The sequence below is a fragment of the bacterium genome (genome assembly GCA_030247525.1).
Classification (GTDB): domain Bacteria; phylum Electryoneota; class JAOADG01; order JAOADG01; family JAOADG01; genus JAOTSC01.
The window spans coordinates 1-21475 of sequence record JAOTSC010000030.1 but is presented as its reverse complement, the minus strand read 5'-3'; the positions used below and the strand labels follow the sequence as shown (position 1 = coordinate 21475).

Below are 21475 nucleotides of genomic sequence, written 5' to 3'. Positions count from 1 at the left end.
ATGTCAAGTAATAGGAACCAGCGTCCTCACAGGAACTCCCGAAAGCAATTGTGCTACCGGGTTACGCTACTCCCCGAAAAAATAGAAAGGAAATCTCAAGTAACAGATCTTGTTCTCTACTGGAAACTTGCGTGCATAGTATAAGGGTTTCCAGACGAAACTTCAACTCGCGGCATTCCCAGAGGGTCAAACAAAGAAAATTCTCTTAACTGCCCCGGGTGAAAATTCATCCAACCGTTCTAAAACAACGTTACGCATATCGAAAACGACTTGGCGGCGGGCATCGCTATCGACTTTAACAGTAAGCCTTCCCCGGGTAAACTCTATGGGTTCGACATGTTTTGCCAGCGCAACGCCAAACACTTCCTCTTTTCTATCGATCAGCGAAGCAAGAAAAACCCCGTCAAACAAACCAAAGCGTCAAAAAACCGCTTCCCAGAGTCGTTCAATTGGTTGGGTTCGTTTGGTTCTTCCGATTCGATTCATACCTTAGTTTACGAAAGAGAGTATCTTCGGCAAACACCTCCGAGAAGAAATTTAGTTTGATTAAAAAAGAAATTGAAAACGAGGATGAGTGCCTTTTATCTTCGGTCGTTGCCGTGGTTATCCCAATCTTCTTCTTTAATCGCAAAAAAAGAGTGAATGACGGTGGATTACTCTCGATTTATACACCCCTCAGAGAGAAGATGGGGATAACCTTATCGATTAAATTATGTTATCCACATTCTCATTCACACTGAGGATAACTATTTACGGCGCGGAGCGTCACGTTTGATGGGGTCTTTGCAAAAAGAAGCGACAGTATCCACTCAATTCACCGGAATACTCCTCCTCTTCTTTTTTATATTCTTTACCCTTGTATTATTTTTATGTACTTTCTCCGGTAACGAGCAAATATATCTCGGAGGTCTCGAATGCGTTATTCCGTTCCACAGGATCGTTATCTCACCGCTTTAGAGCGGGCTGCGTCGGTTGTTCCGTCAAAAACAACGATGCCGATTCTGCGTACAGTGCACATTGCCGTCCAAAAAAATGAGATGGCGGTATCGGCAACCGACTTGGAGCTAATCCTCACCGCGCGGGTTCCCGTCGACGCCGCTGAAGAGGGAACTGCGGTTGTTCCAGCTCGTCGTCTACTGGATTTGGCGCGGGTATTGCCATCTGATCAACCAGTGCGCATCGAAGACGAATCCGGGCACTACATGGTGATTCATGCCGGGCAAGGTAAATTCCGAATTGCCGGCGAAGAGCCTGCTTTGTTTCCCCAACTTCCGGTACTGCCGCCCGATCCGGTATTGAAAGTTCCTTCATCGAAATTGCGTCGTATCATCGACAAGACGCTGTTTGCAGTAGCGACCGATGAATTGCGGCCGGTATTGAACGGTGTACTTTTCCAGTTGAAAAGTGGAAAGTTGCGAGTGGTTTCCACCGACGGTCATCGGCTTGTAAAGTGGGTCGATACCGCGACGACCTACCAAGCGCCCGATTTCGATTGGATCGTTCCAAAACGTGCGCTGGAAGTGCTTTCCAAGTTAGTCGATTCCGGCAAGGAAATGATTGAAGTCGAAGTATTTCTTGCTCAGAATCAGTTACATTTTAAGGTCGATGCGTTCGTACTTTCGACCCGGTTGATCGATGGAAAATTCCCGATGTTCGATTCGGTGATTCCTACGAACAATCCCAACTTTATGACTGCCGAAGTGAAACCGTTCTTGAGTGCGGTGAAGCGTGTTTCGGTATTCTCTGGTTCGCTCACCAAGCACATCCGGATCGATTTAAAACAGAGCGAAATCGTACTGCAGGCCGAAGACCCCGAAGGGGTAGGACGCGGTATGGAACCGTTGACAGTCGAGTACAGCGGCGAAGCATTCACCATCGGTTATAATTCTTCATTCCTCGAGAAAGTTCTCTCACAAGTCGATTGTGCTCATGTCAAATTTGAACTCTCGGGTTCCAGTGGCGCCGGTGTAGTCAAACCGACCGAACAAGCCGATGGCGAAGACCTTTTAATGTTGCTGATGCCGGTGCGGTTGAGCTAAGTTAAGCGGTATTGTAAGCAGCAGTTGGCGAGAAGGAAATGTATAAAGTTTTCTATAACAACGGCGAGCAAGGGCGGTTTCGCGCCGAAGTCATCAAGAAGGGCGTCGGCTTCGGTACTGCGCTGGCGATTTGTATCTCTTGGTCCCAGAATGAGAGTATTCTCTGGGCAATCATCCACGGGATTTTCACGTGGTTTTATGTCGTCTACTTCATTTTGTTTGTGCGGTAAAACATGACTCGAAACATTGCGATTTTTCTTCTGCTTGCTTTCGTCGGATTGGCGATTGCGCAGCCGGTGCCGGTCGAATTTCTCAGCTTCAAGCAACCCGACAAAATCCAGATTATCAAAGGTCCCAACGGAAAAACATTAGGGGATGGATCGCTCGTGTATGTGATCCGGATGTTAGATGGGGAGCGGCAGGTGCCACGCGCTGGTCTCGGATATGGCGCTCGCGAAGCGATTATTCACAAATCCCAAATCAATCCGGATCGAGTGATGCCGGGAGAGATTTCTTTCGTGTTGACAGTAGCGGAACAAGACGAATTCTGGAAACCGTTCCAAGGGATCAAAGGGGAGTATGTGTTCCTTCGCGTCTTCGCAACGAAAGATACCTTATTGCCCAAGGGAACACCGTATGCGGAAACGCAACCGTATCTGTTACCATCTCTTCCCCACAGTTTCGATGGCGTCACGATTGGTGAATGGAAGAAGATTCCCTAATCGCAAATGTTGTAGGGGGCCAGACCCTATGGGTCGCCCGTTCAGTAGTAGGGGCGTATAGCATACGCCCTTTTTTTTGTAGTAACAATCTCATACGCCTGCCGGAAATGGGTAGTGCCTTGTTTATGGGTAGCGACAGGCGTCCTCGTCTGTAACGGGTAGTGACAGGTATCGCGCGATCTGTAGAGTATTGGTCGAAACGTTTCGACCCGTTAAGGGAGTGGGAGGAGTGGATCTGTTGTCACGAAGATGTGGGTTCTACTGTGCTAATAGTACTATCAAACCAATAACGAAGCCAAGAAAACTTTGTGTTGAACCCTGCTTGAGTTTACGAGCAGGGGTTTTACTACCCTAACTCTCGGAAGTTTGCATTGAACTTTCATTAGGATGTGAGAGGAATTTTAAAACACGAAATGTGTGTGTATATTTATAAGTCGTTAATTTTCTGGAGGAACTATGAAACATTTTGCGTATGTAACCATTTTTGTGGTAATGTTTGCGACGATCTGTTTTGCCCAACTGAATGCCCGTGATGGCTACATGGAAGTGAATGGTGCTGTCCAAGCGGCGTATCCGGGAAGCGAATTGCGGGTAATCGTCAGTACCGACTCATCGATCGGAGCGAATGGGACTTCACACTGGTTGTTCCACTATTACCACCCTACAACAAGTCAATGGATAAGTGCGATGGTTATCCCTCAAATGGGACCATACGTCAGAGTGGAGCAATCACCAGGTTCGACCTTTACTCAGACGATTCCACCGACATTCTTCAATAGTCCTAATGCGATGACGGTCGCCGAAAGTAACGGTGGATCGACTTATCGTTCGACACACCCCGGTTGCTTTGTTCGAATGATGGGGGGAAACTTTACACTAACGCCACCAATGCCGACGTTGGTTTGGATGATTATGTATTATGATAGTTATCAAGCATCTTCACCATCCCTTTGGGTGATTGTCGATATCATTACCGGTGAGTTAGTAATTGCTTCCGATACACCAGAAGCAAGCGTCGCTGAAATTCCAACGAGCGTAACATTACACCAAAACTACCCCAATCCATTCAATCCCTCGACCGAAATCACTTACGGTTTGCACAAAGCTGGTAATGTCCGGTTGACGGTATTCAACGAATTGGGCAAGGAAGTCACTACATTGGTGAATGGTTACCAAGCAGCGAATAACTACCATGTATCGTTTAATGCGGCGGGATTGCCCTCGGGAACCTATTACTACACATTACGCACCAACGGATTCATCACTACCAAACAGATGGTGTTGACCAAGTAGTATAATTTTATACAACCATTTGATTTCTCTGGAAATAACAAGGGCAAGCCATCGGGTTTGCCCTTTTGTGTTTGCGAGGAATCCGCCGGACGGCGGATGACGTGGCAATCTCATTTGGTAAAAACGGAGTGATCATTTAGTAGGGGTCGAAACGCAACGACACGTTATAAAAGCGGGAGGACATGGGAGTCCTCCCCTACCCGGTGCTGCGACCTCAAATGTGGTGGCTACGGGCTTCCAAGCCCGTTGCACTTACAGTACGTTGGACATTCTTGTCCAACGGGCGTTTCGAGTTCTGGGAATACCTTCGGTGAGCCCTGCGGGGTTGCTTCGCTGCGCTCGCAATGACACGGATAATACCACTCAGACAAGATTACGAAACGTGAGCCCTGAGGGGTTGTCTGAGCTACAGTGCCAGGACAGACAGTGGCGTCTGTCCCTACTGCTATCAGGTCGATTTAAAATCGACCCCTACGAAACGGGCTTGAAAGCCCGCAACCACCCTCTACTGTCGGTAACCACCTCTCTGTATTGGGCGACCCATAGGGTCTGCCCCCTACACCCTACACCCTACACCCTTCACCTTTCACCTTTCACCCTACACCTTACACCCTACACCTTACACCCTACACCTTACACCTTACACCTTACACCCTTTCTACACGCTCCTCTTCGAGGACAAAAGAAAACTCGCTTTTCGATGCGAAAAACTGTATTCTCTGGAACGATGAAATTGCCCGATTTACAGGACACGATTTGCGCGCTGGCAACAGCGCCGGGTCACGCCGCGCTTGCCGTGGTGCGGGTGAGCGGCTCCGCTGCCTTCGCCATTGCAAACCGGATATGCGAAAAAAAAATTCCCACTTTTCGCCAAACCAGCCGGGTCTGTTACCGGACATTGCTGAACCGGAATGGGGAAGAATTGGATCGCGCGGTCGTGCTCTGTTTTCGCGCGCCACATAGCTTCACTGGACAGGATTCTATCGAATTTTCCGTACACGGATCACCCGCAATTGTTGAGGAGTTGTTGGGCGAGTTGCAGTTTCACGGCGCAAGGCTTGCCGGGCCGGGGGAATTCTCCCTACGAGCCTATTGGAATGGTAAAATATCGCTCGACCAAGCGGAAGGAGTTTCCGCTCTCATCGCGGCGACCGATTCCTCGGAAAAACGGAGTTCGATCCGCCTATTGGATGGGGAGTTGGGTGTTCGCGCGAAAGCGCTACAACAGCGCATCGAGAAGATCGCCGGTTTATTGGAGTTATCACTCGATTTTAGCGAAGAAGAAGTGCCGTTGTACGATAGCATCCAGTTACAAACACAAATTGAACGTATCCGTTTGGAAATCGAAGAGTTAGTTGAAATCAATCGCCAAGTACGACCGATGGCAGAAGGCATTCAAATTGCATTAGCTGGCTCAGCAAATTCCGGTAAATCTTCTTTACTCAATAAGTTAGTGGCAAGAGACAAAGCAATTGTTTCCCCGGTACCGGGTACCACCCGTGATATCGTCGAAGGGGAGCTCCTGTTAGCAGGAAAGCGGGTAAAGATATTCGATACCGCCGGCATCCGGAAGTCGCGCAATGCCATCGAACGGGAAGGGGTACGCCGGAGCCGGGCGATTCACCAATCGGCAGACTTGACATTATGGCTCATTCCGATAGATCAGTGGCAGGAAGGTGGTTTTATTCGTGAAACCCTCCCTGCGAATAGCGTAGCAAACCAATGGTGGATCGTCAATAAATTTGACTTAGTGGAAGCAGAACAACGACCGGCAACGAAACGGCAGATCCGTCATTTTCTAACACATTTCGACAAAACGCATGAAAAACCTGATCACTCCAGCAAGGAGTATTTCTTATCCGCCAAAACGGGGGATGGGGTAATGCGGCTCAGATCAGCGCTGGAACAGTGGGTAGCGCAACGGGTCAGCGAACAAACATCGACAAACGTATTACCAATGAATCAACGTCATCAGGAAGCGTTCCATCAGACCGCCTTAAAACTGCGAAAAGTCGAACGGCAACTATTACACCAGGAGACCCCGGAAATCATTGCAGAAGAGTTACGACAGGCGATGATCGAATTAGGAACCATCGTCGGGGAGCGTACGCCGGATGATGTGTTGGCAAAGGTGTTTTCCTCGTTCTGTATTGGTAAGTAAGTATAATCCCAGTTTGGTTGTTTCACGTGAAACCTAACTGGTCCATCTTGAGTTCTGCGTTTCACGTGAAACCTAAAACCGAAGAGAGTTAGAAGGAATACGTTGGTCGAGTTTTTGGTCATTGGCGGCGGACACGCCGGGGTCGAAGCGGCAAGCGCTGCTGCCCGGATGGGGGTTCCGACCGCATTGATTACGCAGCGAATCGATGCGATTGGGCGAATGTCGTGTAATCCGGCAATCGGTGGGTTAGCGAAAGGGCATTTGGTTGTCGAACTTGATCCGTTAGGCGGGTTAATGCCACAGCTTTCCGATGCCACCGGAATCCAGTTTCGCCTGTTGAACCGCTCAAAGGGACCCGCAGTATGGGGGCCACGTTGCCAATCCGATAAAGATAAATACTCGCTTGCCGCCCAAACCATTCTTCAAGCGACCCCAAACCTCGAAATTTGGGAAGATGAAGTCTTAGGTTTACTGGTGGAACCAGTGAAGACGACTGACCCTGAATCGAGTTTTCGATTGATTGGATTACGGCTGCTGTCCCGAGGGGAAGTCTCTTGTCAGGCAGCCTTGTTGGGAACCGGGACGTTTTTGGGTGGGATTATTCATTGTGGGGAGTGGAAACAGAATGCCGGTAGAATCGGTGAGCAGGGGGTGTATTCGCTCGCTGATGATTTGAAAAATACCGGATTTCGTTTAATCAGACTAAAAACGGGAACGCCGCCCCGCATTAAAAAAGAGACTATCGACTATTCACAGTTGGAAAAACAGGATGGCGACGAACGACCGGTTTTCTTCCATGCCCTAACGAAGACCCCGGCATTGCCACAAACAAATTGCTGGATTGCGCGAACCAGCGAGACAACCCACAAGGAATTGGAAAAAGGGTTTGACCGTTCGCCAATGTTTACCGGTCGCATCAAAGGAATTGGCCCGCGATATTGTCCCAGCATCGAAGATAAAATCAACCGGTTTGCCGACCGCACCAGCCATCAGTTATTCGTCGAGCCGGAGGGTTTGGATCACCCATGGATGTATCTCAACGGGTTCTCGACTTCGTTACCGGAAGAGGTGCAACTTTCTGCACTGCGGACAATGCCCGGTTTTGCCGATGCTGAAATCGCCCGTCCGGGATATGCTGTCGAGTATGATGCCGTTCCTGCTGAGGGTCTGTTACCGACATTTGAATCGCGAAAAGTCAAAGGGTTATATTTTGCCGGGCAGATTAACGGTACTTCAGGTTATGAAGAAGCTGCGGCGCAGGGGTTTTGGGCGGGGGTGAATGCCGCGCTTGCCATCAAAAAAGAACCACCGTTTGTTTTACGGCGCGACGAAGCTTATATCGGTGTGCTTTGCGACGATTTACGATTGCGGGTTCCTGAAGAACCGTACCGGATGTTTACTTCCCGTGCCGAGTACCGTCTGCTTTTGCGGGTTGATTCGGCACCAGAGCGGTTGTTGGCTCATGGCGAACGGTTGGGATTGGTGACGCCGGAATTACGTGATGCTTACCGTTACCGGATGCAAGCGATTGCGGATGGTGTCGCGGAAATGTCGAAGCGGTTTTATTCATTACCGGATTCAACGAAAAAGATCACATGGAAAGCGGCACTAAGTCGGGAAGGTATCACCCTTGACGGCTTGTTACTCGATCACCCGATGGATATGAGTTTCACAGAACATCCCGATTGGGTGAAAGCAGTGGAGACGCGGGTTCGTTACGAAGGGTATTTTGTCCGGGAAGCGCGTCAGGCGGAGCGGCTCCGTTCGGAAGAATTGCGTAACCTACCGATTGATTTAGATTATCATTCCCTAACTGCAGTGTCGGCAGAAGCTCGTGATAGTTTATCCCGGCATCGCCCGGCAACGATTGGGGAAGCATCGCGTTTAGCTGGGGTCACACCCGCCGATTTACTGGTATTGTTAACGAATCTCCGAAGTATGGCACTGGATAATCGTGTGGACAAGCAGAAATCGTAACCGGTGGATGAATTGTGGATAAGTTGGGAATAACTTCCGATGTCTAAGAATACTCACGATTTACTAACACCGCTCCGAGAGTTGTATTCGCTGAATAATAAACAACTTACGCAAATTCAACAACTCTCAGAATTCACTCGTTATGTTAATCGGCACCACAATTTACTATCCCGAACCAATGTGGAGAACTTGTGGATAACTTTGGCAATTGACAGTATGGCGGCGGTTCCGTACCTACCTAACTCGGGGAGGGTGTTAGATGTGGGGAGTGGTAATGGAATGCCCGGTTTACTATTGGCAATTGCCCGCCCCGATCTCTCGTTTACCCTCGCCGAGGCTGTGAATAAAAAAGCAAGGATGTTGGAAGAATTGCGCACGGAAGTGGGACTCGCTAATGTCGTGGTTTGGCCAAACACCGTACAATCGCTCCCCTCAGAGCCATATACCGTGATAACCGCTCGTGCAGTGGCGCCATTGCCAACGTTATGGCGGTGGACAAGTCGGCTTCGAACAGTTGGTACTCGTTACTTATTGTTTCGTGGTTCGAATGAATTGCAAGAAAATGCGACTCTACCAACTGGGTTAGATTATGTTGTATGCCAAAAACTGCATCAGGTGTCGTTATGGGTCGCCGACGTAAAACAACCGTCTCAGAGCGCCGAATAAGCCTACCGAATTTTTATGAGATTTTAAAATCCACCTCGTTATGTTGAAATCACTCCTTCATCGGTAGTACTATGTTTCACTGAAGGAGTGAACCATGTTACCATCCAATACAAAATGGGTTTGGTCGGCAATACCGATTATGATGGCGATAGTAACTATCATACTCGCACAAACCGTTAGCCAACTCAGTAAACCAACCAGGAAAATTCTCCTTAGTGCCACGCTTCGTTACATGCCTCTCGAGAAAACTGCCGATGAACCGGACACCACGTTACTTTGGCGCGGTAAGTATCAGCGCGAAAAGAGACGCGCGTTAAACGTATCACTGCCCTATCGCATCGAACAAAACAAGCTTCACATCGACGAAGAAAAATTACAAAAGTATGGATTCGGAATTGATTGGTATTTGTTCGATCCTGCCACCGAGTTGTTAGAACCAGTGCCGACCGAGGTTGTTACATCCCTGACCCTGCAAGCAAAGAAACCAGCGCGTCGGCAAAAGGCTGAGGTGAAACCGGCGGTACTCAAGCGCAAGCTTGATGTGGTCAATGATCAATTGCGCTACACATCAAGCTGGGCGACTTTTACGGCGCCACTGCCGCCGCTGCGTAGTAACGAGTTGAGTTACCGATTTGTCGGCTGGGTGGTGGAGTAGACCATGACAACGGAACAACTGCTCGAACAGGTGCGGGAACTTGCCGAAATGGGAACACTCACTTTGGAAGAGGTTACGGAAGCGTTTCTTCGGGGCATGAATGAAGAGGTGGCGGAAACTTTGGCATACAATCCGGAGGGAATACAACAAGAGTTAGAGAAGACGGTTGTATTAAATGAAATCACCAACCAAGCCAGCAATAAGCAGTTAACAATGGAAATCTTGGTTAGGACTATTCACCTTGTTTCGCACCAGCAACCATCGAAACCAGCAACAAACTATGAATCGCCAGCAAGAAGCGCGGAAAAGAAATCAAGAAAATTCAATTTCGCCGATGTATTGTACTGGGTAGGCGGCGTAGTCATCTTCAGCGGCATTTTAATCTTTGTTCGGCAACAGTGGCATCAACTGGAAAGTTTCGCTCGCATCGCTCTTACACTTGGCAGTGCGGCAGGCGCATCGCTTGCCGCGGTCGCATTGGCGAATGAAACGGAATCAAGCCGGGTGGAACAAGCCTTTCAAATCTTGGCGGCGTTATTGTTTCCGATGGGGATTTCGGTAACGTTTTACGAATTTCATCTCAGAGCCGGGGAGAATACGTACACTCTTGCGACGTTCATTTTGGCGGCTGGATATACTGGTTCTTACCTCGTCGGAAAAAAACATTTCGATTTATCGGTTGCGACCATCTATAGCTGTTTGTTTGGCTTCGGGTTGTTTGGCCAAATCGTGTCACTTTTTTTTGATGAGAGCAAGTACACTATATTTGAATTCGACCAACTCTCTTATCGCCTACTGCTGTTGGGGATCGCGGTATTCGTTGCCGGGTATGTGATGGCAAAGAACCCGAATCACCGAAAGATAAGCAACGGTCTCGATGGATTAGGGACGTTGTGTTTGTTAAATGGAATGTTGCTTGCTTCCGGATTCGATCGCAAAGAGGTGGGTTGGGACTTGATCTTTCCGCTGGTCATGGTGGGGGTGGGGTGGTTTAGCGTGTATTTGCAGAGTCGGCTCGTGATGCGGATTGCCGCGTTTTATTTGGTCGTTTACTTGATGAAGATAACCGGTCAATATTTTTCGGGGGCGATTGGATGGCCTACAACCTTAATCATTTGCGGGTTCATCGTTATTGGTGTCGGTTATGCCACCCACAAATTGACTCGCAGTTACATTCCCCGAACCTAACCGAATCTACCACCGCTCTTTGACCGGAACGGTGGTGGAACTGTTTGTGTGGGCAATTATCTGTAAAACCGCTTATCGATTTAGTTGACGACTCCATGAGATGAGGGATGGGTGAATAGACTACTCGCCAGTCATTGCTTTTTCGAGTAGCGTAATGTCAAGTTTCTTCATTGGCAACATTGCTTGAAACACCCGCGAGATTTTTTCCGGATCGGGATTTGCCAACTTTGCTTCCTTTCCGGTTGGTGTGAAGAGATAAAACAGTAATACGACCTCATTCACTCGCTAATGAAGCGGAAGGAATAGTAGATACCGGCATCCTCGATCATGAGCGAAGAGGATGCATGTAATATGCCACTCAATGCCCAACACCTATCAATCGGCAATAGCGGCAGGAACGAAACAGCCGTTTTGTAACAATGGCGCAAAGTTATCGCAATCTTCCACCGCCGATGCTTCGATATCCTTTTCAAATCCCCCGTCGATTAATTCTTTACCAGAACTACAACGAGCGAGGGTTTCGAGCAGATCGTTACAACAGTTATTATACACCGCCCGCGCCGCTTCTGCTTCCGGTGAGAATACCCCCGGCAGATGCTGCAGAATCGCTCCCGCGCCGATGTAATCCTCCAACGCATGACGGATCGAACCATCGCCGTGCCAACGCTCTCCGGCGGGAATCAACGTTATCCGGTTGCCAAACTGTAGCGCCGCCTGTGCCACTGCCTTCGCATTGCGCAAGCATCCGGTGAAAGTCGGTGCATCGCCGGTTGATAGGGTGAGCGAGGCGCCATTCGGAGAAGGGAGTACAACTTTCGTTCCAGTTGGAATCGTCATCATCGAACACGGCGAAAGGGAGTATCCCCCTTTTCCGCGCGACTGTGATATCTCCGCCTGCAATGATTTTGCATACTCGACTGCCGCGGCCCCGCGGGTACGAAAGGGATAAATCTTCGCCCCGCGGGTTAGAGCAACCGAAACACAAGTGGAAAACGAAAGAACATCCACAATGATAATCGCATCGCTAATCGGTGCGAGATTTAATACACCCGGGAGACCCCACTCGCATCGGATATCAAATTCAGCTTGGTCGAACGTCATGAAGTACTGCTCAAAAAAAACGAAAAATCAACCAGAAGACAAAATCACGCAAGCCGCGCCTTTACCCACGCCTCAAGACCACCGGTCAACACCAATTCCTGGGCTGCCGCGCCGGTCGGTGCAATGACGTACACTTTGCCGTTCGTCGTCAAGGTCGATTTCGCAAAATCGATGGTCGCGATCCAGCCGGTGCGTACAGTCAATTTTTCCGCGCCGAATGCCGCCTTCAAATCGTTCACCAATTCCGGTGCTTCGATGACAAGGAAACCGTTGTTAATCGCATTGCGTTTGTACGTTTCATTCAGCGAACCGGCGAGCACGAGCTTGATGCCGCGATACTTGAGTGCAGTTGCCGCTTGTTCGCGCGAGGAACCGGTGCCGAAGTTATAACCGCCGACCAGAAAATCACCAGTAACGGCAATCTTTCCGAATTCCGGATCGTAATTTTCCATCACGACCTGCGCTTGTTGCTCGGGGGTGATGTCGTCGACGTAGGTGTATTTTCCGGGATAAATGCCATCGGTATTCATATTATCCTGATGACAGAATAGCAACTCGCCGGTAACCGTTGCCGGGAAACCATCGAGAATCGAAACCGCTGGTGGTTCGACTCCGGTTAACCGATTTTCATGAATTGTTCCGACCGGTTTTGCATCGTCATTCCGAACCGGCGAACAGATTTTTCCCGCCAAGGCGGACGCAGCAACCACCGCCGGCGAAGCGAGATACGCTTGGGCAGTCGGATCACCCATTCGTCCTTTGAAGTTCCGGTTCGTCGCGCTTATCCCGACTTCGCCCGCTTCCAATAGCCCGGTACCTAAACCGATGCACGGCCCGCAACCCGGCGGTAGCGCAATCGCTCCAGCTTCGAGCAACGTCTGCCAATCGCCGCGTTTCTCACTTTCACGCCGCACTTCGCTCGAGGCAGCTGCGATGTAAAACTTAACGCCGTCGGCAATTTTCTTGCCGCGCATCACCGCCGCCGCTTCGGCAATATCCTCGACCCGGCTATTGACGCAAGAGACGAGATACGCTTTGTGGATCAGAATCCCTTTTCGTTCGGCGTCGCTCACGCTCATCATCACTTTGACATGATTCGGTCCTGAGATGTGCGGTCGTACCGACGATAGGTCGAGCGTTATCGTTTTCGCATAAAAGGCGTCGGCATCGGCAGCGATGGGATTAGCGCGCAACTTATCTAATGCGTTGCGATTCATCCGCGGATGTACACCGTTGCCATCGGCATCACTCGGAACCTTTTCGAGTCCACGCTTCGCAATAAATGCGATCCGGTTTTCCAGCCAAGCGTAGGTGACAGCATCGATTGGAAAAACGCCTGCTAGTGCGCCCCACTCGGTCGTCATATTCGCGATGGCGAGTCGCTGATCGATAGACAACGCCGCCAATCCGTCGCCGGAAAATTCGATGGCGTGGTTCAGCACATCGTCTTTATTGAAGAAACCGCAGAGCGTGATAATTACATCCTTACCAGTTACGCCCGGTTGCAAGGTTCCGGTCAAATTCACTTTCGCTACCGGAGGGACTTGCCACCATGTCCGACCAGTTGCCCAAATTGCCGCGGCGTCAGTACGTACAATCGGCGTACCCAAGACGCCCAACCCGCCGTACATATTGGAATGGCTGTCGGATGCGACCATCATCGTGCCGGGCCAAGCGTAGCCCTCCTCGCACATGATTTGATGGCCGATGCCGCGTCCTGCCGGATAGAAATCGACTCCCATCGACTGTGCGAACGCTTCAATTTTCGCATACTTCTTTTTGTTGTCGTCGGAGGTGTCTTGGATGTTGTGATCGAGGGCGAATACCGGTTGCCGCGGGTTTGCCATGTTCGCTGCGCCGATTTCCTTGAATTTCTTGAGTACGGCGCCGGTATTGTCATGGGTCATGACGTGTGCCGGTTGGATCGAGAGATAATCACCGCTATGGACAATATGTCCCGGTTCGAGACCGACGGCGAACTTCTGCGCGATTTTTTCGATGAGATTTTGCGACATATTCTTTTTCCATTTTTTGTAGGGGTTCGATTACAAACTCGAACAAAAGAAATTAACGGCGTTTGTGAGCCAACGCTGAAGATGCGTTGGGTTCATCGAACCCGATAGCAGTAGGACAGACACTCCGGTCTATCCGGGAATTGTCCTTCTTACATCACGCCCGTTGGACAAGAATGTCCAACGTACGGTACATTGAACGGGCTTGGAAGCCCGTAACCACCATGTAAGGGGCGGGCTTGATGAATCAAACCCCTACACATTACACCCTTCACCCTACACCATCCGCGACAATAATGTCGCGGCCACGAACCTATTTGAACGGTTCAAACGAGACGAAATCGGCGTGATGGACGATAATCGATTCCGTCGTACGCATTCCGAAGTCCCCCTCTTTCGAGTGGGTGCCGATGATATGCAAAACGGTTGGCGGCAGTCCAAAGCGGTCGGCAATCGCGACGCCGCTGAACGGGTGCCGAACCAGTTTCCCTGCTTCACTGGTGACGAGTTTCCCATCCTTCATGTCATACTCAATCAGTTTGCCGACATCGATGAGAATCGCACCGGAGATGAGTACATCCATATCGATTTTGATAGCGTCTCCGAAATTCTTTTGCATCGTGTTCGCCATATCGACCGCGAGCTGGACGCAGGTTCGTTTATGGTTCATGAACGAAACATGGGTTTTGATCAGGAGGGAGAACGGAATCGTCTCTAAATCGCTCGGAGTGAGTACGCTGTTTTCGATGGCATAGACCCAAGCGTCAAGCGTCTTGGCGCGCAACGTCGCATCTTTGATCCAATCGATTTCCGGCCAGATGGCGAGGACTTCCTCGCGGGTAACTTTTGACATTTTCTTTCTCTCTCCTTTTCTTCCGTACGTCGGACATTCTTGTCCGACTTCCTCTCAAGCAGCAACAACAATGGTGGTTACAGGCGTCCCCGCCTGTATTGCGACACGCCCGACAATGGTGGTTACGGGCTTCCAAGCCCGTTTTTTTTGTCAGCGCAACCGCCAAAACAAGCGTTCCCTAATTTCGCAAAAGAAGCAAGAATTTTCAAATCGAACTCTCTTTTACTTGTCTTATGGAAATTTCCACAATAAACTCAGTTATTGGCGAGATACACACCAGAGAACAGGAGGCAATGATGTTTCTACGATCTTTTAGTCTTCTCGTTGTTTTACCGCTTGCAATATGTCTTTCCGCACTGGCACAACCATACTGGAACGGTACCAACGGGCCCGAAGGGGGCGATGTGAATTGCTTTCTCGCCGCGAATGGACAACTCTATGCCGGAACGAGTGGTGGCGGCATATATCGGTCAACGGATCAAGGTGACCATTGGGGGCCCTTCGAGTTTATGGGCAGTACCATCCACACAATGACAGTGAACGATTCTGGACAAATCTTTGTCGTATTGGGAGGTGACGGTCTTTTTCGCTATAACGCCGATAGTACCTGGACGCGCGCACAACAAGGGATTCTGGAACCGTGGATACAGCAAATCTGTTTCGATCCGGGGACACGCAATCTCTATGCACAAACCGCTCCCGGGATGAATGACGTCGTGTGCTATCGCTCAGCTAATAACGGAGATAGCTGGACTCCAATCAACAATGGGCTATCAACCGAGATCGCAGGTGGTTTATCGATTGCGCCGAATGGAGATCTGTATATCGGCGCCTTTGGTGGTGTCTATCGTTCGACCAATCATGGCGATAACTGGACATCGGTTGGCTCATTTCAAAACGACGAAATCAGTTGTTTTGCCTTTTCGGGAACGACAATCTACGCTGGGGGAACCGGGGTGTTCCAATCCACGAACAACGGGCAAACATGGAGTGAATTGGGTAACATAACCGATTATCTCTATACTATCGCAACAACACCCAACGGAACGCTTTACATCGCTACAAGCAATGGGGTGTATCGCTTGCTGAATAACCAACTATTTTTGAGCGGATTATCAAACCGGGGTGTATCGAGTCTCATCACTATCGACAATGATGTCATTTTTGCTGGAGTTTTCGATATCGGGGTTTATAGGTTGCAGGCAAGCAACTGGAATCCGGTGAATAACGGTTTAACCTGCACGAGTGTTCATACTATTGCCTTTCGAGGCATGGACTATTATGCCTGTAGCAGCGGACAAGTATTTCAATTAGCTCCTGCAACGTTCCGATGGGTGAGCCGGTCGGCGGCTGTTACCCATTCGGTGTTTCGTAGCATGACAATTGGCAGCAATGGCGAATTATTGGTGGGTGCATATACGGGAATTATCCGTTCGACCAATAATGGTGGCGAATGGTCGACTATTGCACTTGATGACGAGATGGTGCGGTCATTGGCGTGCGCCCCGATGAGCAACGTGTACGCAGGGACAACGAATTTCCTGTATCGAAGCACCGACAACGGACTAACATGGACGCAGTTTACAACGAGACCTACCGAAACGATCACCAGTATTCACGTCACCCCCACCCTGATTCCGGAAAGTTGGATCGTGAATATCGGCACCGCCAATGGGCTTTACCGAATGCTCGAAGATGGCAGGAATTGGACAGCAACCGGATTAACCGGAAACTACATCCATGAAATCTCGATGAGTTCGCTCGGTGTGCTCTTTGCGGGAACATCGCAAGGGGTTTCGCGTTCACTCGATCAAGGATTGACATGGCTGCCGTTGCCCATAACGTTGCCGACATACTCGATTGTGTCCAATACGCAAGGAAGACTGTATGCCGCTACGTCTAATGGCGTGATGTATTCTACCAATGGAGGGAGCAGTTGGGACGACCTTTCCCACGAAGGGCTTTTGAATCAGAATGTTTTCGAACTGAAAATCGATGCGGATAACTACCTCTGGGCAGCGACAAATGGGAATGGCGTCTTTGTGAGTTTTCATCCCACCAACGATGTCCGTGAACCGATTACATTTGTCCCCGCGGAACTCCGCCTCCATCAAAATTATCCGAATCCCTTCAATGCAACGACCACAATTTCTTACTCATTACCAACAGTATCCAATGTCGATCTCTCCATCTTCGATGTAAATGGGCGGTTGGTTGAGCAGCTACTAAGCGGTAAACAACCGGCTGGTCTGCATTCGGTGAATTGGCAGGCAAACAACAAAGCGAGTGGCAGATATTTTTATCGAGTGATGGTGAATGGTCAAGAGCAAACCCGATCGCTTATGCTCATTAAGTAAAGAATCGGAAAGGAGTTCGTTGTGCGAGCTCAAATTCTACTAACATTGATAGTAGTTTTACTTGCATCCACCACTATCGCGCAACCAGTCTGGACATCCTTGTGTGGTCCAGAGGTTGGCGACGTAATCTGCTTTTATAGCGACAGTACTCACTTGTACGCTGGTACGCGAAACGGTGGTATTTTCCGAACCGGGTTACAAAGTGCGGATTGGGAGTTGTACGGGTTACCGGGGCATACGATAAATTCAATTGTTGCTGATACCGTTGGGCACATGTTTGTCGCCTCCTATGACAGCGGTGTTTATGAGTGGAGAAGTGGTCAAGGTTGGGCATTGATGAATAACGGAATAGTAGGTGGTAAGATTTCGCACCTGTTGTATTCTCGAGTAAACGGAAATCTATATGCTAAAGGCGATCGATACCCTAACGATTCAGTACGCTACTACCGATCAACGAATAATGGTGAAACTTGGCTTAACATTGACAATGGATTATTGTCGTCATCTCGTGGTTTGGGTGTAGCGCCGGACGGGTCGCTTTACTGCGTTCAAAATGGCGCGGCATACCGATCTGAAAATAACGGAACAACATGGAACCGTGCTGGAGATATTCCGATTCCACCGGTAACCAACAATGTAAAGTTCCGCTTCTATCAGGATCAAGTATTTGTCATTGATCCCGGCTCAGGTTTATATGTGAGTCGTTCTTACTATCGCGGAGAAAGATGGCGTAATATCCCTCAAGCGACTTATGTAAATGATTTACAAATTTCTGATTCTGGTTCGATTTATGTGTCTACTGATACTATGCATGAAGTTCCGTATATCGGTGTTTACCAGTGGAATGATACCACGTGGGTATTGCGATATTCAATGCCTATTGGGATGGTTGGCAACGCGTTTCATATCCATAATGGAGATAACAGAGTTTTTATAAATACTAATAATAGCTATGTTTATCGTTCTGGTGTGAGTTCTTTCAGTAACTTCTCGAACGGTATTTTCGCTTCGGAAATCCATTCGATTACTATTTCACCTAACTATGTGTTTTGTGTAAGAACCGGCTATGAAGACACCGTCTGTACTTCTTTTCACCGCTACAACCCTAATGCACAACATGTCCCTCGTTGGTTTGAATACCCAGTATCTGGTTGGACAAATCGACCATTAATCGATTATCATAACGGTGTTCTCGCAATAATTTCATCCGGAAATTTTTTTTATTCGACAAACCAGGGGTATAGCTGGACTACGGTTAACTACCCACAACCCACTGATCCTCACTTCATTCCATCAATCACAAATGCCCCAAGAAACAATCGATATGCTGCGCGCGGCGATTCTATTTACCGAAGCATAAACAACGGCTTAAGCTGGTTACCATTTTATCGCACGAATGGTGAGATTAAATCGCTTTTTTCAATGCCATGCACTCCTGATTCACTTCATTGGTATGTTTTTGCTGGTACACGAGATACTCTTTATCGGATGCAAGAAAATGGATTGAACCTCGTCAGGATTTACGCGCACGAAATCAATGTGATGACCAAAACATTTAATGGTAAACTATTTGCGGCTTCGAATCATGGAGTCCAAACTTCAATGGATTCCGGGCTAACTTGGCAACAAACAAGTGTGAACCGATCTATTCACTCGTTAATATCAAATTCAAGTGGTAGTGTTTTTGCCGCGACCGATACCGGACTGATTGCGTCAACCGATTTGGGTGAATCTTGGTTTTCGTTCCAAGGTTCAATGGGAGCAGTTCGAGTAATCGAGTTACAAATGGACTCGGTAGATGTTCTCTATGCTGGAACCCGTTCCAATGGTGTATTTTGGACAAATACACCCACTGTTGCCGTTGCTGAGAAACCTGCATGGCAGACATTTGACTACCAATTGTTCAAAAATTATCCGAATCCGTTCAACTCCTCTACCACAATTTCGTATTCACTTCCTACTTCCACGGATGTCGAGCTTTCCATTTTCGATGTACAGGGGAGAGTCGTCGAACGTTTAGTACACGGCAATCTTCCGGCGGGAATGCACACCACCCAATGGAATGCGCAACGCTATCCCAGCGGCACTTACTTCTATCGGTTACAAACAAAGAATAGAGCAACCGTTCAGCGGATGGAGTTGCTCAAGTAAACGCAACGCAAAAACAGAATCGAGGAAACCATGAAACCCAGCATCATCGCAGTACTCCTCAGTTTTTCACTGGTTACCATTGTAATGGCGCAACCATACTGGAACAGCGCCAACGGGCCCGAAGGGGGCGACGTGAGTTGTTTTCTCGCCGCGAATGGACAACTCTATGCCGGAACATGGGGCGGCGGTGCTTATCGGTCATCGGATCAAGGCGACCATTGGCACCCGTTCGAATTTATGGGAAGTACCGTTCACACCATCGCCGTTAACGATTCCGGACAACTTTTTGTCGGATTGCAAGGTGATGGCATTTTCCGCCGCAACGCTGACAGCACCTGGACGCGAGCGCAACAAGGGATTCTATATCCCACCGTTCGAAAGCTCTGTTTCGATCCGGGAACGCGCAACCTATATGCGCAAGTCGATGCCAACCAGAACGTGGAAATGTTCTATCGTTCCACCAACAATGGGAATCTCTGGACGGCAATCAATACAGGACTTCAATCACACTGGACTAGCGGTATAAGCGTTGCCCCGAACGGGTACCTTTATTGCGCCTCTGCCGATAGTATTTACCGTTCCATCAACCATGGCGACAACTGGTCGTTTGTTGGCAGAATCACGAACGGAAGCGGTGGACATTTTGCCTTTTCGGGCGATACGATATACACCGGATCCAATGGCGCTTTCCGGTCGGTGGATTTCGGTCAGACTTGGAGCCGCATCGGGGATTTTGCCGAAAACGTGCTTGCGATGGGAATCGCCCCCAATGGTACGCTCTACATCGGGACCTATTATGGGGTTTACCGCTGGCAGAACAATTTAATGCAACTGAGTGGATTATCAGACCGATCCATTTTAAGTATTGTTACATTTGGTAATGATGTTGCATTCGCTGGTACGCCCGGGTTTGGGGCATATAAACTACAAGCCGGGAATTGGAATCCAGCGAGTAACGGATTGACCTGTTCGTCCGTTCAAACGATTGCGATTCGGGGCCATGATATCTACTGCAGCAGTAATCGGGAAGTGTTTCAACTTGCCCCGGCAACTTTCCGCTGGATCAGTCGATCGACATCGGCGCAACAATACTTTTTGCGAACAATGGCAATCGGAACCAATGGCGAATTGTTCGCCGGTACCAGTGTGGGAGTCATCCGCTCGACGAATGAAGGCATCGAATGGTCAGCGCCGATGATTGCCGACAGTGCGATAAATACCATTGCAACCGCTCCGATGGGAAACCTCTACGCCGGCACTGACCACTGCGTCTACCGCAGCACCGACAACGGACAATCATGGGTGCCATTCAATGCGCGAACGACCGGAATCATCTCCAGTATTCATGTTACCCCCACCATGATCCCGGAGAGTTGGATCGTGAACATCGGCACCACCGACGGCATTTATCGAATGCTAGAAGACGGCAGGAATTGGACGTTCATTGGTTTTATGGGATACGAGTTTTATGAAATCGCAATGAGTTCGCTCGGTGTTCTTTATGCGGGTGTATCGCACGGTGTTTTACGCTCACTGGATCAAGGTCTTAGTTGGCAACCGTTACCGATTGCAGTTCCCACATATTCAGTGGTGTCGAATAGCCAGGGAACTATTTTTGCTGCGACCTCCAACGGCATTTACTACTCAAGAACCGAAGGGAGTACTTGGGACGACCTTTCCCATGAAGGGCTTTTAAATCAGAATGTTATCGAATTGAAAATCGATTATGATAGTTACCTTTGGGCGGCGACACTGGGAAACGGCGTTTTCGTGAGTTTCCATCCCACCAATGATGTCCACGAACCGGTAACGTTTGTCCCGGCGGAACTGCGCCTCCATCAAAACTATCCCAATCCCTTCAATGCATCGTCGACTATTTCGTACTCGCTGCCGAAACCGGGAAAGGTTACACTACAACTGTTTGATATTACCGGACGAGAAGTCTACCAAAAGACGTGTCAAGCGTATCGCTCCGGTGAACAAAACTTCTTGGTTGATGGAACAGCGCTCGCAGCGGGATTGTATTATTATCGGGTGTCGAGCGGTGAATTTTCGGCGACCCGGAAAATGGTGTTGCTGAAATGAATTCTCTTTTATTCACAAGTGTTAACAATGTTTCGTAAATCGAGAACACGATTCTGCTTCCTCATCATGTCGGTACTGACATTGACATTGCTAACGGAAGCGGCGTCCGTCGGCGCGATCCCTTCTCCGTTCTTCTTTACCGAAAACAAAGGGCAATGGGACGCTCGCGTCCTCTACAAGTGTCAAGCGAAGAATGGGATGACATGGTTCCTCGA

General features: G+C 49.1%; 18 protein-coding genes. 13 read left to right on the top strand and 5 right to left on the bottom strand.

Annotation, left to right across the window (positions count from 1 at the left end):
- Window positions 1-186 precede the first annotated feature (186 nt).
- Window positions 187-411, bottom strand: a complete 225-nt coding sequence (locus tag OEM52_04625; GenBank protein ID MDK9699422.1) for a DUF721 domain-containing protein — start codon at window positions 409-411, stop codon at window positions 187-189.
- A 503-nt stretch (window positions 412-914) separates the two neighbouring features.
- Here OEM52_04625 and dnaN point away from each other — a divergent pair.
- The 9 genes from dnaN (at window position 915) to OEM52_04580 (ending at window position 10701) form a co-directional block, all read left to right on the top strand.
- On the top strand, window positions 915-2039 hold the full coding sequence (gene dnaN, locus OEM52_04620) for a DNA polymerase III subunit beta (protein ID MDK9699421.1): 1125 nt from the start codon (window positions 915-917) through the stop codon (window positions 2037-2039).
- Window positions 2040-2077: 38 nt separating this feature from the next.
- The gene (locus OEM52_04615) at window positions 2078-2269 is read left to right on the top strand and encodes a hypothetical protein (GenBank protein ID MDK9699420.1); all 192 of its coding nucleotides are present in this window, start codon (window positions 2078-2080) and stop codon (window positions 2267-2269) included.
- A gap of 3 nt (window positions 2270-2272) precedes the next feature.
- Entirely contained in the window at window positions 2273-2761 is a 489-nt protein-coding gene (locus OEM52_04610; GenBank protein MDK9699419.1) for a hypothetical protein, read from the top strand.
- Between the two features lie 456 nt (window positions 2762-3217).
- Window positions 3218-4054, top strand: a complete 837-nt coding sequence (locus OEM52_04605) for a T9SS type A sorting domain-containing protein (protein MDK9699418.1) — start codon at window positions 3218-3220, stop codon at window positions 4052-4054.
- 700 nt (window positions 4055-4754) lie between these two features.
- Entirely contained in the window at window positions 4755-6215 is a 1461-nt protein-coding gene (gene mnmE, locus OEM52_04600) for a tRNA uridine-5-carboxymethylaminomethyl(34) synthesis GTPase MnmE (GenBank protein MDK9699417.1), read from the top strand.
- A gap of 102 nt (window positions 6216-6317) precedes the next feature.
- A complete protein-coding gene (gene mnmG, locus OEM52_04595) occupies window positions 6318-8192 on the top strand; it encodes a tRNA uridine-5-carboxymethylaminomethyl(34) synthesis enzyme MnmG (GenBank protein ID MDK9699416.1) in 1875 nt (624 codons plus the stop codon).
- Between the two features lie 39 nt (window positions 8193-8231).
- Window positions 8232-8858 carry a 16S rRNA (guanine(527)-N(7))-methyltransferase RsmG gene (gene rsmG / locus OEM52_04590; GenBank protein ID MDK9699415.1) on the top strand — a complete coding sequence of 209 codons (627 nt, stop codon included), beginning with the start codon at window positions 8232-8234 and terminating at the stop codon, window positions 8856-8858.
- 94 nt (window positions 8859-8952) lie between these two features.
- Window positions 8953-9513, top strand: a complete 561-nt coding sequence (locus tag OEM52_04585; protein MDK9699414.1) for a hypothetical protein — start codon at window positions 8953-8955, stop codon at window positions 9511-9513.
- Window positions 9514-9516: 3 nt separating this feature from the next.
- Window positions 9517-10701, top strand: coding sequence for a DUF2157 domain-containing protein (locus tag OEM52_04580; GenBank protein MDK9699413.1), 1185 nt, complete (start codon window positions 9517-9519; stop codon window positions 10699-10701).
- Window positions 10702-10821: 120 nt separating this feature from the next.
- Here OEM52_04580 and OEM52_04575 read toward each other — a convergent pair whose 3' ends face one another.
- From OEM52_04575 to OEM52_04560, 4 genes are all read right to left on the bottom strand, one after another.
- Window positions 10822-10983 carry a hypothetical protein gene (locus OEM52_04575; protein MDK9699412.1) on the bottom strand — a complete coding sequence of 54 codons (162 nt, stop codon included), beginning with the start codon at window positions 10981-10983 and terminating at the stop codon, window positions 10822-10824.
- Between the two features lie 93 nt (window positions 10984-11076).
- On the bottom strand, window positions 11077-11802 hold the full coding sequence (locus tag OEM52_04570; GenBank protein ID MDK9699411.1) for a 2-phosphosulfolactate phosphatase: 726 nt from the start codon (window positions 11800-11802) through the stop codon (window positions 11077-11079).
- 44 nt (window positions 11803-11846) lie between these two features.
- Window positions 11847-13817 carry a homoaconitase gene (lysF, locus tag OEM52_04565; GenBank protein MDK9699410.1) on the bottom strand — a complete coding sequence of 657 codons (1971 nt, stop codon included), beginning with the start codon at window positions 13815-13817 and terminating at the stop codon, window positions 11847-11849.
- Window positions 13818-14127: 310 nt separating this feature from the next.
- Window positions 14128-14667: an HDIG domain-containing protein gene (locus OEM52_04560; protein MDK9699409.1), complete on the bottom strand. Its 540-nt coding sequence runs from the start codon at window positions 14665-14667 to the stop codon at window positions 14128-14130.
- A 293-nt stretch (window positions 14668-14960) separates the two neighbouring features.
- Between OEM52_04560 and OEM52_04555 the strand changes: the two genes are divergently transcribed.
- The 4 genes from OEM52_04555 to OEM52_04540 all read left to right on the top strand — a co-directional run.
- Window positions 14961-17024, top strand: a complete 2064-nt coding sequence (locus tag OEM52_04555) for a T9SS type A sorting domain-containing protein (protein ID MDK9699408.1) — start codon at window positions 14961-14963, stop codon at window positions 17022-17024.
- Between the two features lie 21 nt (window positions 17025-17045).
- Complete coding sequence (locus OEM52_04550; GenBank protein MDK9699407.1) at window positions 17046-19175, top strand: T9SS type A sorting domain-containing protein; 2130 nt, start codon at window positions 17046-17048, stop codon at window positions 19173-19175.
- Between the two features lie 30 nt (window positions 19176-19205).
- Window positions 19206-21260, top strand: coding sequence for a T9SS type A sorting domain-containing protein (locus OEM52_04545; protein MDK9699406.1), 2055 nt, complete (start codon window positions 19206-19208; stop codon window positions 21258-21260).
- Between the two features lie 27 nt (window positions 21261-21287).
- Window positions 21288-21475: hypothetical protein (locus tag OEM52_04540; protein MDK9699405.1), on the top strand; the 188-nt coding region annotated here is incomplete at its 3' end.